18 protein-coding genes and 1 tRNA gene are annotated in these 15,194 nt (G+C 51.8%); 13 read left to right on the top strand and 6 right to left on the bottom strand.

The features are described 5' to 3' along the window. Positions 1-300: a hypothetical protein gene (locus CNE01S_RS17775; protein WP_245874388.1), complete on the bottom strand. Its 300-nt coding sequence runs from the start codon at positions 298-300 to the stop codon at positions 1-3. Between the two features lie 227 nt (positions 301-527). Between CNE01S_RS17775 and CNE01S_RS17770 the strand changes: the two genes are divergently transcribed. Beyond that, entirely contained in the window at positions 528-755 is a 228-nt protein-coding gene (locus tag CNE01S_RS17770; protein ID WP_061277578.1) for a hypothetical protein, read from the top strand. Between the two features lie 65 nt (positions 756-820). Here the strand turns inward: CNE01S_RS17770 and CNE01S_RS17765 are convergent, their stop codons facing one another. Further along, a complete protein-coding gene (locus CNE01S_RS17765; protein WP_082763243.1) occupies positions 821-1,444 on the bottom strand; it encodes an NUDIX hydrolase in 624 nt (207 codons plus the stop codon). A 199-nt stretch (positions 1,445-1,643) separates the two neighbouring features. Here CNE01S_RS17765 and CNE01S_RS17760 point away from each other — a divergent pair, with 199 nt between their 5' ends. After that, the gene (locus CNE01S_RS17760; protein ID WP_072279173.1) at positions 1,644-3,062 is read left to right on the top strand and encodes a hypothetical protein; all 1,419 of its coding nucleotides are present in this window, start codon (positions 1,644-1,646) and stop codon (positions 3,060-3,062) included. Between the two features lie 161 nt (positions 3,063-3,223). Beyond that, entirely contained in the window at positions 3,224-3,934 is a 711-nt protein-coding gene (locus CNE01S_RS17755; RefSeq protein WP_061277575.1) for a YnfC family lipoprotein, read from the top strand. A gap of 77 nt (positions 3,935-4,011) precedes the next feature. Here the strand turns inward: CNE01S_RS17755 and CNE01S_RS17750 are convergent, their stop codons facing one another. Both CNE01S_RS17750 and CNE01S_RS17745 read right to left on the bottom strand, forming a co-directional pair. After that, complete coding sequence (locus tag CNE01S_RS17750) at positions 4,012-4,551, bottom strand: DUF2058 domain-containing protein (RefSeq protein WP_038480556.1); 540 nt, start codon at positions 4,549-4,551, stop codon at positions 4,012-4,014. A 155-nt stretch (positions 4,552-4,706) separates the two neighbouring features. After that, on the bottom strand, positions 4,707-5,033 hold the full coding sequence (locus CNE01S_RS17745; RefSeq protein WP_061277574.1) for a hypothetical protein: 327 nt from the start codon (positions 5,031-5,033) through the stop codon (positions 4,707-4,709). A gap of 571 nt (positions 5,034-5,604) precedes the next feature. On the opposite strand from CNE01S_RS17745, the gene CNE01S_RS25815 reads away from it, so the two are divergent. After that, complete coding sequence (locus CNE01S_RS25815; RefSeq protein WP_245874390.1) at positions 5,605-6,300, top strand: tetratricopeptide repeat protein; 696 nt, start codon at positions 5,605-5,607, stop codon at positions 6,298-6,300. After that, positions 6,267-7,187, top strand: a complete 921-nt coding sequence (locus CNE01S_RS25810; RefSeq protein ID WP_245874392.1) for an LA2681 family HEPN domain-containing protein — start codon at positions 6,267-6,269, stop codon at positions 7,185-7,187. Before CNE01S_RS25815 ends, CNE01S_RS25810 begins: the two co-directional genes overlap by 34 nt. Before the next feature lie 400 nt (positions 7,188-7,587). Here the strand turns inward: CNE01S_RS25810 and CNE01S_RS17735 are convergent. After that, a tRNA-Arg gene (locus tag CNE01S_RS17735) sits at positions 7,588-7,662 on the bottom strand. A gap of 75 nt (positions 7,663-7,737) precedes the next feature. Then, entirely contained in the window at positions 7,738-8,670 is a 933-nt protein-coding gene (locus CNE01S_RS17730; protein ID WP_169799418.1) for a formate/nitrite transporter family protein, read from the bottom strand. A 212-nt stretch (positions 8,671-8,882) separates the two neighbouring features. On the opposite strand from CNE01S_RS17730, the gene ccmA reads away from it, so the two are divergent. Genes ccmA through CNE01S_RS17690 form a run of 8 tightly spaced genes read left to right on the top strand, consistent with a single transcriptional unit; the run spans position 8,883 to position 15,182 of the window. Further along, a complete protein-coding gene (ccmA, locus tag CNE01S_RS17725) occupies positions 8,883-9,488 on the top strand; it encodes a cytochrome c biogenesis heme-transporting ATPase CcmA (protein WP_061277572.1) in 606 nt (201 codons plus the stop codon). Further along, on the top strand, positions 9,485-10,144 hold the full coding sequence (gene ccmB, locus CNE01S_RS17720; RefSeq protein ID WP_061277571.1) for a heme exporter protein CcmB: 660 nt from the start codon (positions 9,485-9,487) through the stop codon (positions 10,142-10,144). The genes ccmA and ccmB overlap by 4 nt, the downstream gene beginning before the upstream one ends. 29 nt (positions 10,145-10,173) lie before the next feature. Continuing rightward, positions 10,174-10,914, top strand: a complete 741-nt coding sequence (locus tag CNE01S_RS17715; RefSeq protein WP_039295647.1) for a heme ABC transporter permease — start codon at positions 10,174-10,176, stop codon at positions 10,912-10,914. Beyond that, positions 10,911-11,123: a heme exporter protein CcmD gene (gene ccmD / locus CNE01S_RS17710; RefSeq protein WP_061277570.1), complete on the top strand. Its 213-nt coding sequence runs from the start codon at positions 10,911-10,913 to the stop codon at positions 11,121-11,123. The genes CNE01S_RS17715 and ccmD overlap by 4 nt, the downstream gene beginning before the upstream one ends. Further along, positions 11,124-11,603 carry a cytochrome c maturation protein CcmE gene (gene ccmE, locus CNE01S_RS17705; RefSeq protein WP_061277569.1) on the top strand — a complete coding sequence of 160 codons (480 nt, stop codon included), beginning with the start codon at positions 11,124-11,126 and terminating at the stop codon, positions 11,601-11,603. Beyond that, positions 11,600-13,555, top strand: a complete 1,956-nt coding sequence (locus CNE01S_RS17700; protein WP_061277568.1) for a heme lyase CcmF/NrfE family subunit — start codon at positions 11,600-11,602, stop codon at positions 13,553-13,555. The genes ccmE and CNE01S_RS17700 overlap by 4 nt, the downstream gene beginning before the upstream one ends. Beyond that, the gene (locus CNE01S_RS17695) at positions 13,552-14,109 is read left to right on the top strand and encodes a DsbE family thiol:disulfide interchange protein (protein WP_039305211.1); all 558 of its coding nucleotides are present in this window, start codon (positions 13,552-13,554) and stop codon (positions 14,107-14,109) included. The genes CNE01S_RS17700 and CNE01S_RS17695 overlap by 4 nt, the downstream gene beginning before the upstream one ends. Before the next feature lie 26 nt (positions 14,110-14,135). Continuing rightward, a complete protein-coding gene (locus tag CNE01S_RS17690) occupies positions 14,136-15,182 on the top strand; it encodes a cytochrome c-type biogenesis protein CcmH (protein WP_281258574.1) in 1,047 nt (348 codons plus the stop codon). The last annotated feature ends 12 nt before the right edge of the window (positions 15,183-15,194 follow it).

Below are 15,194 nucleotides of genomic sequence, written 5' to 3'. Positions count from 1 at the left end.
TTAGTTAGGGCACAACCCGCTGGGTTTTTTTAATGGCCCACACTCGCTAAAGCCATAAACCTGATAACCTTTGCTTTTCATGCAGGCATAAATCTTGTCATTGCGGCGAACAATTTCTTTCAGCGTTTCATTTCCCTGTGCCGCATTTAATCCCCAGTTTTTATCATCAAGATTTTCTTTTCGATCGACACCGCAGCTGTAGAGCGCTTCCTTTCGCTCGCGGATGTTCGTCTGCCCCGTCGCATCCACCTTTTGAAAGAGTTGTATCCAGGGGACGTAGTGATAGTTAGACGAATCCATATCCCCCACCACGCAGCCGGTTAAGCTAAGAACGCCTGCCAGTAAAAATGCGGCTCTAAAGTACATGGTTATCCTTTTGATATTTATTAATTTTATCTGGACTGATGTTTGTTTTGTATTTCTCTGCCCTTAGACATAAATGTGCACACTTTTTCAGCTGAGACATCTGGTGTTCAAAATCCACTCACGCTAGATTACTTTTCTGGCTCTCAAAGGTGGGTGACAAAATGAAAGTATTAAGTATCGTCGGTGCAACGCTGTTGGCAACATCCTTCCATGCCGCAGCATTTGTTTCCAATTCTTCTGTTCACCCTGAGCAGACTGCGAATGTGGGCAATAACGCCGCCAATGGGCATGCGATTCCTTCCGAAGCCAATTACGATATCACTAAAATTATCCCTATCGCCGGGTGTAACTGCGCCTTTTGCACCGCACTGCGCGGCGCAAATTTATAGCCTTACTCCGCTTTTATAGGCCGGTTTTCACAACGATAGCGGGCCTGAACCCGCTCGTTAACCTGTCAGTCATACCAGGGTTGCCGATCGCTGGTGGCAATCTCCATGCTGACAATCAGCTCTTCCGGCACGATGCGCGTCAACGACAGCTCCGGCAGGTCGTTAATGTCGAAGAAGCTGATATCGGTTGATTCGTGGCTGAGGGCAAGGCTGCCGCCGGTTTCTTCACACAGGAAGATGAGCTTGTAGACGTGCCAGGGCAGCGGAGGATGGCCGTGCAGATTGCGGTCCCACACGCCCAATAGTTTAGTCACCTTTACTTCCAGTCCCGTTTCTTCCACTACCTCGCGGCAGACGGCAGCGGACGGGGTATCGCCCACATCGGCCCAGCCGCCGGGTAAGCTCCACTTGCCATCTTCCGCTTCTTTGACCATCAGCAATTTGCCGTCGCGAATAATAAAGGCGCGAACGTCGGTTTTTGGCGTGGCGTACCCGGTCTCAAAGACTGGGTTTAAGGTTTCTGAATCAATGTTAAAACGGGAGCGGAGTAGGTCTTCGGCGATCTGGCGGAGGGTTTCGTAGCGTTCTTTGTCAAACACATCTTTGGCGTACGTCAGCCCGGTTTGGGCGATAGCATTGAGTTTCTGAGCGACGGTGTGGATATCGATATCTTTGCTGGCGTCCGGCATTGTTTTCCCCAGTGTCATGCAGAAAGGAGCATTCAGTCAGCAGACAACCGTAGCAGTAAAATCAATGGATTAAAATGCGTGCAGGGCAGGGTAAACGAGACGGTTTCCGGCTAACACCCTCATTTCTGGTATTATATTGCCGTGAATCTTTACGCTATTCTAAGTCCACTTTCGGAAAATGATGAATAACGGACTTACCATGAAACGGACTGCCTCGCTAGTTCTGGGACTCACGCTCACCGCACCCGCTCTCGCCATAAATATGCCCGAACCCGCGCCAGTTAAAAGCATCGAAGTGGTGCCCGGTACGACCGTACGCTTTGGGCCTGGGATCAATACGGCCTATCGCGTGACGACCATGGCTGGGCTGAGCAGCGAAGTCTGGATGTACACCGACTGCCGGACCGACGATAAAACGCTGCTGTTTATTAATGCGCAGGCGAATAAAAGTTTGCGCGTCTACGCGATGAGCTCCATCAGCCGCTACACGCCGGGCACGGCATTTGAGCCGGATGCGGACAGCCCGTTTATGACCACGCCAGGGCTGGATCTCTGTAAGCAGAATGTGCCGGAAGCGAAGTGGGCCGGTGTCCTTTCCACAATTCAGAACGGTGAAAAGCAGTTTGTTGATGTTTCTCATAGCCAGCGTGAAGGGGTGGTGCTGAAAGCCCGGCTGGCGACAGATTTCGACAAAATCTATCACGAAGAAAAATACGGCGCGCCTTACTCGGTCAAAATCGAGGATGTGGTGTTCAACTGCGAAAAAGCAGAAGGAATGACGGCTCGTACTTTCTCGCTGGATAACCAGGGCATGGTAACGGACACCTCAGCCGGGGAAAACAAAGCTCTCACGCCGGAAGCGACGAGCGTGGCAAAAACGCTTTGTGGCGCCAGCGATCTTTCGAGCTACAAAGGCATAGGCACGCTCGTCCTGCGTGACAAAGAGGTGGCTGACACCACGCCGGCGAAGCCGGATTTAGACAATAACACCCCGGCGGCATTGCAGCGGTTTGCCCTTCCGGGGGAGGTGACAAAGGCTATTGATAAGATATTTATCGATCCACAGCAAAAACCGGCTTTCCGCTCGATAAGTTTTACCCAGGGAAGCCCGGAAGGAGACGGCCTTACGCTTAGGGCAAAAGTCGACGTTCAGCCGGACGGCACGACGCTCACCGTGACGAAGATGAGCATCGGCAATGCCGATTTTTATTCCCAGTATCAGCGCTTGTTTAACATGGTGGATGTGAAAAAGTGGGAAACCATGTCCGAAGCGCCGTGGGTTAGCAAAAATCTGGAGAGCAATTTCACGCTCCCGCTGCAACCGGGCAAAACTTATTCCTCACGCAGCCTGGTTAGCAACAAGGATAAGCCTGATACAGAGGAAACCCTGAGTCAGGTCTGCGTGGCCGGTAAAGAATGGCAAAATGCTGCCGATATTCATCCTAACTTCCCTGGCCGCTATCTGGAGTTAATCTGTAAGCAGGATCTCGGTGACGGTAAAGAAGCCAGCGGTGACTACGCCTATTTTGAAGACCTGCGCATGTTTATTCGCTTTGGTTATCAGGAGAAGGGCGAGGCGAAGCGGTTTATCTATAGTGATGTGAAGATAGTGCGGTAGTTTAGCGCCATTTCCAGCATCTCATAATAGGCACAATCGTTTATATAACAATGCCAGGTTTATTATTTTTTTAAATTACTACTTCGCGCACATTAGCTTTATGGGAATTAAATGAGAACCGCGTCACCCAGGGTACAATACCATTAGGAAAGGAATGACCAATGAAGGCAAAAACGTTATTTATCTTATCAATTTTGGCAGTGTCATTTAATGCCGCTGCATTGACTCAATTCAAACCGGCTGTTTTAAATGCTGCTCTTTTGTTTGATCATAATCCAACTACCGGGAACGTAAAGCATAGTGTTCAGTCGATTAAAGATGAGCAGGGAAAACTTCTGGCGATGACGGAGGTTAAGTACGATCGCAGCGGGTGTTTCACTAATATCAACATGGTTGATATGGTCAATGGTCGAATTTTCCATGTAGTCAATAAAGATGGAGTACTAAGCTCTTTTGAAGGTCAGAGTATTACTGGAAAGGTTAATAAGAGCTGCGAAATAACTGATCTTGAGAATGATCAGGGAAAATATACTCTCACTTATAATGTGCACGGTTTGCTTGAAAAAATGGTGGACAAAGACACGGGCAAAGTTGCAACGCTATATGAGTATCGCAATAGCCAATTCCCTGAGCGTATAAGAGATTTCAATGAACCAAGAGACGATCGCTTTTTTTATCCATCAGGAAGCGCGCAATTCATGGACTCGGAGCTAGTATCAAAAAGTCAATACTTCACAGTCAGGGTGAAGCAAAGCTGTACTTATACCGATGAGGGTAATGCAGACAAATGCTCGATGATATCCTCCGTTAAAGATGATTATCATGGTGCAACACAGTTATGGATGACTAGCCACGAAACAGAATATTTCTGATTCTAATAAAAATGGGCGAACCCATACCAGAACTCAGGCGGTTCAGTAATATCTGGCCGCCTGAACTCAATACATCCTTACCACATCAAATCATCAGGCACCACGAAGTCCGCATACGGATCGTCTTCGTCTTTTGCTTCCTGGGTAAGCTCGCTGCTCAACACAATGAAGCTGGCATCACGCTGTTTAATTTTGTCGGCAACGCCTGCCGGGATGATCGCATATTCCCCTTCAGGATTTTTATCCGACATCAGGCGGGCAATGGCCAGGCGGCCGTTAGTCAGCTGAGCCTGAGTGATTTTATCGACGTAAACTTTTTTGATTAAGTTATTGTCCGTGAAGTTATAGCCGATATCGCCTCTGGAAATAACAATGCGGTTCATTTCAATCAGCTGCTTGATCTGCGCTTTATATTCTTTGGCTAAAGTGGCCTGCTTTTGCTGTTCGCTTAGCTCTTTGTCGCGCTCAACCTGAGCCTGCTTGTTGGCTTCAACGGCTTCTCTTGCCTCGCGGGCCTGAACGCGTGATTTCTTCGCGGTGCGCTGCACTTTGGCCACTTTTTTGCTGCTGACGAGGCCAGCTTTGAGCATCTGCTCTTGTAACGTAAGTTTTGTCATGTTCTTTTCGACGGCTGAGGGATCGTTGGTGGGATTATATCCTTAACCGCTTGAACAGTGCCAGGTAACCTGTCGCAAGGTTAGATGCGGTTAAAAAGCACCAAAAATCGCTTAGGTTGCAATAGAGAGGCGGGTGATTCACCCGCCGAAAGACATTAGTGTTTCTCTTCTGCTACCAGCGATTTGTTAAGGTAGATCTCGAATAGATACTGGGTCAGTACCTGAGTCACCTGAGCCGTGTTCTCAACAAACAGCCCGACATTGAAGGCATCTTCCTGAGTGAGTGGATGCTCTTCAGTTTCGCTCAAGTCAAACACTCTGTTACCCACAAACTCTAAACCAAACAGCAAACCACCAATGTGTTTGCGCAGCCACCAGATTGCCTGCGTAGAGGCGTGGTCGTCTAATGTGGAAGGCGAAACAAGCAGATCGCTAAGGGAGTTAACGGCAGTAACGGTTGTTTGGGATGTGTGATTTTCCATGATAGAAATGTCCTTATTAAAGAGGGATTTTTCCACCATCCATAAGACGCCAACCTAATGGTGGTGAACTGATCGCAGATTGGCGTACCGGTAAAGAACGAAACCCGGCGTCCCGAAGGACTCCACGATCAGCTCACCATTATGAGTTGTGCTGATCCCAACAGAATCTCTGAGGGGCGGTTATTATCGTCTTTTACAATCCGAACGCCAATCCGGAACATCCAATTTTGTGGATGTGAAGCAATTATCCTCCTCCCAAACCACTGGATCAATAACCATGTCTTGTGGGTTTGTTGAATTGCGAGGTACTTCGAGGAAAGTTGAAAAGAGTTATGTTCGTTGCATTTTTCAGCTGATCCCTGTCCTCAATAACTCACTGGTGGCCGGACTGGGAGTGATATTTGTAGAAAAATGGAACTGAAAATTTTTTCTTGGATAGAACCTGCAGGTGGGTTCGGTGTAGTGCGATTTTGGTCCTCCTATAGAAAATATTGGCTAGAAGGCACATGTTTTCTATTGATTATACTCATATAATACTAAGCATCACAGGCTTAGCTTTTAGAGGGTTGGAATGGATATCAATTATGTAGTTTCTAAAATGAAAGATATTAATGATCTTATAAACGCAGGGGCATTTGATTCTGCTTATAAAAATGTGAAAAAAATATTGAAAGCTTTAGATTATTTAAATGCTATCAGTTCAAATAAAATAATAATATTATCTAACCTAGCTGGTAATCTTATTGATATTGGAAGCTTTAGTAATAAAAAAAGTATAGCAGAAGAAGGGTTGAGAATATTTATAAATAACAGGAAGGATATTTTAACTATAACAACAGGTTCTTCATACTATTATAACTTGGCAAATGGTATGAGTGCAGTTCTTGATTTTAACCCTTGTGATGATGCAAATATTGACACTTTCATTAAGCTGAATGAGGTTAAAAATAATTACTGGAAATCATATAAGTTCTCAAGAGAAGAAGGTGATGTTCAACCTCAGTTAATGATTAACTTAGGTAATGTATTAAAAAGACAGTATCGTATATCTGAATCAATGGATTATTATGATCAAGCCATAGCTATTGATGGTTCAATTCCACAGGCGTGGGTCAACCGGTCTGAAGCTTTGGAGCTGCTTAATGACTTATCTACCACATATACATTTAAAATGGTGAGAGAAGTTATTCGGGGTTATGAATGTGCAATAAATACAGGAAAATGTATCCCTTCATGGATTACAACTTATCAAAGCAAAGCAAAATAAAATACAACGAAGAGCTATTGGCAGAGTCATGTATAGACAATATTGATGATGTTGGTACAGATGAACGGCTCACACTTGAGGAGTATGAATCGTTATCACACTATCAGAAATTTTGCATAGATAATAATCTAATGCTGTCTGATCATTCTCTATATTGCAATTGCTACGCGTCATCTAAAGATAATATAGTTATTGCAACTACCGAGAAGGGAGTTTATGGGGACTTTATTGTACCAATGGAAATGGTGTTGAATAGACTCAAAGCAGAGTACTCGCTTGCGAGAAAGATGTTTTTTGAATATAAAATTGATGGTGAGTTTTTTGACGATGATTCCGAGGTTTGTTATTCTGAATTGTATAATGGTGAGATTTTATATGAAAATGTTGAGAAATTAAGAATTTCATTTAGAGCGTGCTTTGGTGTTTTGGATAAAATAGCAGTTGCACTATGTAAACTGTTTGACTTAAAACCAGATAGAGGTCATATCTATTTTCATAACTTCTGGCAGGTTCGTGATGAAAAAAGAAAGAATAAAATAAACAAAATAAATAATAAAGGATTGTTCGGTTTGTTTAGTATTGCAATGGATTTGAATGATAATAATGGTGAACTTGCTTTTTTTAGAGAGTGGAGGAATGATTTAGAACATAAGTTATTAGTAATTCATGAAAAAGGAATGCTTGTGGATTTATATAATTCCTATGATTTCTTTGATGACGTAAAATTCGTTGAAAAAGAAGAGTTTGAGCAACATCTGCTGCAGTTCATGAAAATTGTGAAGTCAGCTATTATTCTTTTTATGTTCACAGTACGTATCGAGGGGAAAAGAAATATCCCTGATGATATTTTGACAATTTCAAAAACCATTGAAAGAAAATTATTATAATTTATTCTCATGTGGTTTCTGATATCGTTGATATTCACATTTTGTATTTTTTGGCTAGGGAAAACGAGTCTATGATGATCTTTAATTACTTGTGGATTTTTCAAAGTGCTGATTGCCTAAATAGATAAACGGAACAGGGTGGATAGTGTTCTTTCATTCGTACTTGAGGAGTTTTCCATAAGGCATTATCTAAATCGAACTCAGCCTATACGTAGCTTCTAGCTACTTCACCGCGAGCATGGGTAAAACCCGGTGGGTAAATTTATTTTACTCGTTTTTTACCCGCTAAAGAGTGTGGTTGTCAACGAACGAAGGCGAGCTATTACGAACAGTTATATTTGGTGAACTCTGTGATTATGGGGTTTTTGCGAACAACAGCGGATGGTGGCGAACTGATAAATGGCGTTCCCTGCAGGAATCGAACCTGCAACTAGCCCTTAGGAGGGGCTCGTTATATCCATTTAACTAAGGGAACGCGGCGGGCGTAGTATACCCGCTTTTCGAGGCAGGTTAAGGGGTTGGTGGTCCGTTTGCCTGAATCATGAACAATTTACCCGTCATGTTTTCCGCTCTTCGCTGAATTTCGGCTCTGTTCTTCCTGTTTTCGCTTAGCCTCGGCCTTCTTCTTGTTGCTCATATCGTTGCGGATCTGCGCGTGGCTGATCAGCGCGAAGATAAACGTTCCGCCGCAGATATTCCCGGCCAGGGTGGGCAGGGCGAACGGCCAGAAGAACTCGCTCCAGTGCAGCGTGCCGTTGAATACGAGATAGAGAATTTCAACCGAGCCAACCACGATGTGGGTTAAATCACCCAGCGCGACCAGCCAGGTCATTAGCACGATAACGAAGATTTTTGCCGAGCCTGCGGCGGGGAACATCCACACCATAGTGGCGATGATCCAGCCGGAGATAATGGCGTTGGCAAACATCTCGCCGGGCGGGTTAGCCATCACCTTCATGCCGATGTCGTCGAAGGCCTGGCGGGTGGCTTCGTCAAATATCGGCATATATTCAAAGGCCAGCGCCGCCAGCGCGGTGCCGACGATATTCCCGAACAGCACAATGCCCCACAGCCGCATCAGCAGCCCGAAGTTGCTCATGGTCGGATGCTGCATTACCGGCAGCACGGCGGTAACGGTGTTTTCGGTAAACAGCTGCTGGCGAGCCATGATGACGATGATAAAGCCGAAGGTGTAGCCGAGATTTTCCAGCAGAAAATTGCCGGGGACGCCGACCAGGTTAACGTGAAAAATGCCTTTCGCCAGCAGCGAGGCGCCCATCGATAAACCCGCCGCCACGGCTGACCAGAGCAGCGCCATGCCGTCGCGCTCCAGCTCTTTTTGCCCGTCCTGGCGAATGTGCTCGTGAATGGCCATCGCGCCGGACGGCAGGCGGTCTTCATCCACCTCGATTTGCTTGCCGCTCGATTTCTCATCGCTGTCGACTTCCAGTTCATCGGTTTTGGCTATTTTGTCGGGCTCTATCTTGTCCATCAGGGTGGTTCCAGGTCAGAAAGCGTTCACTTAAGCGTAGCGGTTTTTATCCCATGTTTTTGCCGAATGGGAATAATCGCCCCGGCTTTGATCTGAGTAAGCGGATTAACCCTAATGGAGTAGTCGAAGGCGCCGGGGGCAACCTGAAGAAAACGAGGCGGTATGATATGCTTAGCGTCACCCGAGACAAGGAGCGCCTCCTGATGCTAGAAGCCCGACAACTGACCTGCCAGCGTGATGAACGCACGCTGTTCAACGCGCTGTCGTTTAGCGTTGAGCCGGGAGAAATGGTGCAGCTGGCGGGCAAAAACGGCGCGGGGAAAACCACGCTGCTGCGCATTCTGGCGGGGCTGGCGCAGGCCGATGAGGGCGAGGTTTCCTGGCAAAACCAGCCTTTGCGCCGCCAGCGCGATAACTTCCACGGCGAGCTGCTGTGGATTGGTCATCAGCCGGGCATCAAAACAGTTCTCACGCCTTTTGAAAATCTCACTTTTTTTCATGCCGATGTGGCTGAAGAGCAGCTGTGGGCCGCGCTTGAGAAAACCGGTCTGCTCGGCTTCGAAGATTTACCCGTCAATCAGCTTTCCGCCGGGCAGCAGCGCCGTGCCGCGCTCGCTCGCCTGTGGCTCTCTACGGCAAAGCTGTGGCTGCTCGATGAGCCGTTTACCGCGCTGGATACCGCCGGTATTGCACGCTTAACTCAGCGCTTGCAGCACCACGCCGAAGCGGGCGGAATGGTTATCCTCACCAGCCATCAGCCGCTGAGTTGTGCAGTTCGCCAGATTCATCTGCAGGAAGCCCATTCATGATAAGGCGCATTTTCTGGCGTGAGCTGCAGGTGGTGTTTCGTCGCGGGGCTGAAATCGCTAACCCGCTGTGGTTCTTCCTGATTGTGATTACGCTTTTCCCGCTCGGCATTGGCCCTGAGCCACAGCTGCTGGCACGTATTGCGCCGGGAATTATCTGGGTTGCGGCCCTGCTGGCTTCGCTGATGGCGATGGACAGGCTGTTCCGGGACGACTTTCAGGACGGTTCGCTGGAACAGCTGATGCTGTTGCCGGTGCCTTTGCCGCTGGTGGTGCTGGCGAAAGTGACCGCTCACTGGGTGGTCACCGGGCTGCCGCTGCTGCTGCTTTCGCCGCTGGCAGCCTTGCTGCTGGGGCTGGATTTTTATGGCTGGCAGGTGATGGCCGGCACGTTACTGCTGGGGACGCCGACGCTGAGCTTCCTCGGCGCGCCCGGCGTGGGGCTGACGGTCGGGCTGAAGCGGGGCGGGGTGCTGCTCAGCCTGCTGGTGCTGCCGTTAACCATCCCGCTATTAATTTTTGCCACCGCCGCGATGGATGCCGCCTCGATGCATCTGCCGGTGGAGGGCTATATGGCAATTCTTGGCGCGCTGCTGGCCGGCAGCGCCACGCTAAGCCCGTTCGCTACGGCGGCGGCGCTGCGGGTCAGCGTTGCGTAACTTTATTTTTTGTTTTGTGAGCAAAACCTATGTGGAAAACGTTACATCAGCTTGCTAAACCGGAGCGGCTGTACCACTTCTGTGGCCGTTTGCTGCCCTGGCTGGCTATCCTCAGCGCGGTGTTGCTGGTGGTTGGCTGCGTCTGGGGCTTTGGTATTGCCCCGGCAGACTATCAGCAGGGGCAAAGCTACCGGATCATGTACCTGCACGTCCCGGCCGCCATGTGGTCGATGGGCATCTACGCCAGCATGGCGATTGCCGCCTTTATTGGCCTGGTGTGGCAGATAAAAACTGCCGATCTGGCGGTGATGGCGATGGCACCCGTCGGCGCGGCGTTTACCTTTATTGCGCTGGTCACCGGCTCCGCCTGGGGCAAGCCGATGTGGGGCACCTGGTGGATTTGGGATGCAAGGCTGACTTCCGAACTGGTGCTGCTGTTCCTCTATGTGGGCGCCATTGCGCTGTATAGCGCGTTTGACGATCGCCGCCTTGCGGGCCGTGCCGCCGGGATTCTGGTGCTGGTCGGCGTGGTGAACCTGCCGATTATTCATTTCTCAGTGGAGTGGTGGAACACGCTGCACCAGGGCTCTACCAATATGCAGCAATCCATCGACCCTTCGATGCGCACGCCGCTGCGCTGGACTATTTTCGGCTTCCTTGCGCTGTTTATCACGCTCACCCTGATGCGCCTGCGCAATCTGCTGCTGTTGCAGGAAAGCCGCCGTCCGTGGGTGTTAGCGCTTGCTAACGGCAAAGGAGCAAAATCATGACGTGGGCGTTCACTGACTGGAGCGAGTTCTTCGCCATGGGCGGCTACGCCTTTTACGTCTGGCTGGCGGTGGCCTTCACGCTGCTGCCGCTGCTTGGGCTGATTTTCCATACCCGCTACCAGCATCGTGCCATTCTGCGGGCGATAGCTCGCCAGCAGGCCAGAGAGCAGCGTATCCGCGTCGCTCGCCAGCGCCAGGAGGAAGTTTAAGTGAATCCGCGTCGTAAAAACCGGCTTTATCTGGCCGGGGCGGTACTGGCGGGGCTTGGGCTGACCATCACGCTCGTGCTTTATGCCCTGCGCAGCAATATCGACCTGTTTTATACCCCCGGCGAAATTATCTACGGCAAAGGCGAAAGCCATTTAATGCCAGAAACCGGGCAGCGCCTGAGGATCGGCGGCATGGTGATGCCGGGCAGCGTGAAGCGAGACAGCCAAAGCCTGAAGGTCAGCTTCAAGCTGTATGACGCGCGCGGCGTGGTGGACGTGACCTACGAGGGCATTCTGCCGGATCTGTTCCGCGAGGGGCAGGGCGTGGTGGCGCAGGGCGTGATGGAAGGTGCCACGCTAATCCACGCTAAAGAGGTGCTGGCGAAGCATGACGAAAACTACACGCCGCCGGAAGTGAAAGCGGCGATGGAGCAGAATCACCAGCAGGCCCCGGAAGTGTATAAGGATAACGCCTCATGATGCCGGAAATCGGTGGTTTTCTGCTAAGCCTGGCGCTCGGCTGGTCCCTGCTGCTAAGCATTTACCCGCTCTGGGGCGTGGCGCGCGGCGATAAGCGGCTGATGGCCTCCGCGCGGCCGTTTAGCTGGGCGCTGTTTATTACCCTTTGCGCGTCATTCCTGATCCTGGTTAACGCCTTTGTGGTGAACGACTTCAGCGTGCTGTATGTCGCCAACAACTCCAATACCGAGCTGCCGGTCTGGTATCGCGTGGCGGCCACCTGGGGCGCGCACGAAGGGTCGTTGATGCTGTGGGTGCTGATGATGAGCGGCTGGACGTTTGCCGTGGCTCTCACCGGGCGCAGCATGCCAAAAGAAGATCACGCCCGCGTGCTGGCGGTCATGGGCATGATTAACTTCGGCTTCCTGCTATTTATTATTTTCACCTCCAACCCGTTTATCCGCACGCTGCCGGACTATCCGCTGGAAGGGCGCGACTTAAACCCGCTGCTGCAGGACATAGGCCTGATTGTGCATCCGCCGCTGCTGTATATGGGTTACGTTGGCTTTTCCGTGGCGTTTGCTTTCTCGATTGCGGCCCTGCTGGGCGGCAGGCTGGACAGCGCCTGGGCGCGCTGGACTCGCCCGTGGACGCTGGCGGCATGGGCCTTTTTAACCGTCGGGATCGTGCTTGGCTCGGCGTGGGCCTATTACGAACTGGGCTGGGGCGGCTGGTGGTTCTGGGACCCGGTAGAAAACGCCTCGTTTATGCCGTGGCTGGCGGGCACCGCGCTGATTCACTCGCTTTCGGTCACCGAAAAGCGCGGCAGCTTTAAGGCCTGGACCGTGCTGCTGGCGATTAGCGCCTTCTCACTTTGCCTGCTGGGCACGTTCCTGGTGCGCTCCGGCGTGCTGGTGTCGGTGCACTCTTTTGCCTCCGACCCGGCGCGCGGCATGTTTATTCTGGCTTTCCTGGTTGTCGTTATCGGCGGCTCGCTGCTGCTGTATGCGGTCAAAGGCAGCAAAGTGCGCTCCCGCGTGAGCAACGATCTCTGGTCGCGCGAGTCTTTCCTGCTCGGCAACAACGTCCTGCTGATTGCCGCCATGCTGGTGGTTCTGCTGGGCACGCTGCTGCCGCTGGTGCATAAGCAGCTTGGGCTGGGCAGCATTTCTATCGGCGAACCGTTCTTTAATACGATGTTTACCGCGCTGATGGCGCCGTTTGCGCTGATGCTCGGCATCGGGCCGCTGGTTCGCTGGCGGCGCGACGAGCCGGGCAAGCTGCGCAAGCATCTGCTGGTGGCTGTGGTCGTGACGCTGGTTCTGTCGCTGCTCTTACCGTGGGTGATGCAGGATCGCGTTGAAGCGATGACGGTGGTCGGCCTGCTGATGGCTATCTGGGTCTTTGTGCTGGCTCTGATGGAGGTTTATCAGCGCGCCACGCACCGCCACGGTTTCTGGGATGGATTACGCAAAATTCCAGCCAGCCACTGGGGCATGGTTTCCGCGCATCTTGGCCTGGCGGTGACGGTGGTCGGCATCGCCTTTAGCCAGAGCTACAGCGTGGAACGCGACGTGCGGATGAAGTCCGGCGACAGCATTGATATTCATCAGTATCACTTTGTGTTCCGCGAAGTGCGGGACATCACCGGCCCTAACTATCGCGGCGGCGTGGGCGTTATCGACGTCACCCGTAACGGCAGGCCGGAAGCCACGCTGCACGCTGAAAAACGTTTTTATAACAGCAACCGGGCGATGATGACCGAGGCGGCCATCGACGGCGGTTTCACCCGTGACCTCTATGCCGCGTTGGGCGAGGAGCTGGACGACGGCAGCTGGGCGGTGCGCCTGTATTACAAACCTTTCGTGCGCTGGATTTGGGCGGGCGGGCTGCTGATGGCGCTCGGCGGGCTCTTCTGCCTGTGCGACCCGCGTTATCGTAGCCGTAAAGTTAAGCCGGAGGCCGCCGCATGAAGCGCCGCTATCTGTTTATTCCGCTGGCGCTGTTTCTGCTGCTGGCCTCGTTGCTGCTCTGGCAGCTGGCGCGTAATGCGCAGGGCGAAGCGCCCACCGATCTGGAGTCGGCGCTGATTGGCAAACCGGTGCCGGTGTTTCGCCTGGAATCGCTCGACGAGCCCGGCAAAGAGTGGGGCCGCGAAGTACTGGCGGACGGCAAACCGCTGCTGCTGAACGTCTGGGCGACCTGGTGCCCAACCTGCCGCGCCGAGCATAAGTTTCTCAACGGGCTGGCCGCGCAGGGCGTGCGCGTAGTGGGCATGAACTATAAAGACGATCGCCACAAAGCGATTAACTGGCTGCGCGATCTCGGGAACCCGTACATGCTAAGCCTTTTTGACGGTAACGGCATGCTGGGGCTGGATCTCGGCGTGTACGGCGCGCCGGAAACTTTCCTGATCGACGGCAAAGGGATCATTCGCTATCGCCATGCGGGCGATCTCAACGATCGCGTCTGGCAGCAGGAGTTAAAACCGCTGTGGGAGAAATACAGCCAGGAGGCGGGATCATGATGCGCGCAGTTTTCTTGCTTATCGGCATGCTGTTCAGCCTTCACGTGGCGGCGGCCATCGATACCTTCACCTTTAAAGATGAAGCGCAGGAGCAGCAGTTCCGCCAGTTGACCGAAGAGCTGCGTTGCCCGAAGTGCCAGAACAACAGCATTGCGGATTCCAACGCGATGATTGCCTCTGACATGAAGCTTAAAGTTTACGAGCTGATGCAGCAGGGCAAAAGCAAGCAGCAGATCGTCGATTATATGGTGGAGCGCTACGGGCATTTCGTCACCTACGAGCCGCCGTTGACGCCTGCGACAGTTATCCTCTGGGCGCTGCCCGCGCTGTTTGTGGTCGGCGGTATCGGCGTCATCGTGCTGCGTAGCCGCAGGCGGCAAAAGATTTCTCTGGCGGAGGATAATTCGACGCAGTCTGGCTCGGTAGCCAGGGGAAAAGTCTCGCTGTGGGTCTTTTTACCTGGGGCGCTGATCCTCGTGGCGGTCAGCGCTGGCAGTTATCTGAAAACCTCGGGACTTGGCCAGGTGCAGGCCTGGCGGCAGGCGACGGCCGAGACGCCGGCGTTGTTAAAACGTGTTCTTGACCCGCAGGCCGCGCCGCTGACTATGGAAGAGATGGCGCGTCTTGGGTTAGGATTACGCACGCGATTGCAGCAACAGCCTGATAATCTTGAAGGCTGGATGATGCTTGGGCGCATCGGCATGGTGCTGAATAACGCCACAACGGCTACACAAGCTTTTGCTCATGCGTATAAACTTGCGCCCGCAAACGGCGAGGCAAAGCTGGGCTATGCTGAAGTATTGACCCGCTCCGCCGACGCGCAGGACAACCAGCTGGGTGGCCTCCTGCTCCGCGAAATGCTAAAAGATGACCACACGAATATTCGCGTGCTCAGCCTGCTGGCGTTCAATGCCTTTGAGCGGCAGAACTACCGTGAGGCGATTGGCGCGTGGGAAATCATGCTGAAAGTTTTACCGGCTAACGACCAGCGCCGCGCCGTCATTGAGCGCAGCATCGATCAGGCGAGGGCCCAAACTGAACCGGGCACCACTGAAAGCGCAGATAAACAATAAGAGGGAGACGCT

It is taken from the genome of Cedecea neteri NBRC 105707 = ATCC 33855 (assembly GCF_001571265.1).
Taxonomy (GTDB): domain Bacteria; phylum Pseudomonadota; class Gammaproteobacteria; order Enterobacterales; family Enterobacteriaceae; genus Cedecea; species Cedecea neteri.
Note: the sequence above shows the minus strand (reverse complement) of the source record. Positions and strands in the feature narration are given on the sequence as shown.